Source organism: Psychrobacter sp. CAL346-MNA-CIBAN-0220 (assembly GCF_040309805.1).
Classification (GTDB): Bacteria; Pseudomonadota; Gammaproteobacteria; order Pseudomonadales; family Moraxellaceae; genus Psychrobacter.
Genome location: NZ_JBEOPF010000107.1, coordinates 1 through 288, shown reverse-complemented (window position 1 = coordinate 288; position 288 = coordinate 1). Strand labels below are relative to the sequence as shown.

At 59.0% G+C, this 288-nt stretch carries 1 protein-coding gene; it reads right to left on the bottom strand.

What is annotated here, in order from left to right; translation table 11 throughout:
• Positions 1–288 (bottom strand): PhoH family protein (locus AAEY88_RS12900; RefSeq protein WP_350563023.1); only part of this gene is annotated, 288 nt, incomplete at both ends.

The following is a 288-nucleotide window of genomic DNA, read 5'->3' as shown; positions in this document are numbered from 1 at the left end:
GAATCAGGCTTTGCTGGAAGCTGCGACCTCGGATGTAGTTGAGGGATTTGAACTGCAACGGCACTTTGCTGAGGATGTAGTCGACGCTGCCATGGGTGTTTTCGTCATCCATGTGCAAGGCTTCGAGGTTGTCGGTAATCGCCCCCAGCCACGGCTCCATTTTTTCCGCCTCGGTACCGGGCAGAAAGCCGATTTCCTGGTCCAGGCCCTGCACGCTGCGGGTGGCGATGATGCGGCGATAGCGTTTGGTGACCATGGTCTGTTCGATGGCCGCGGCCAGGGCCAGGA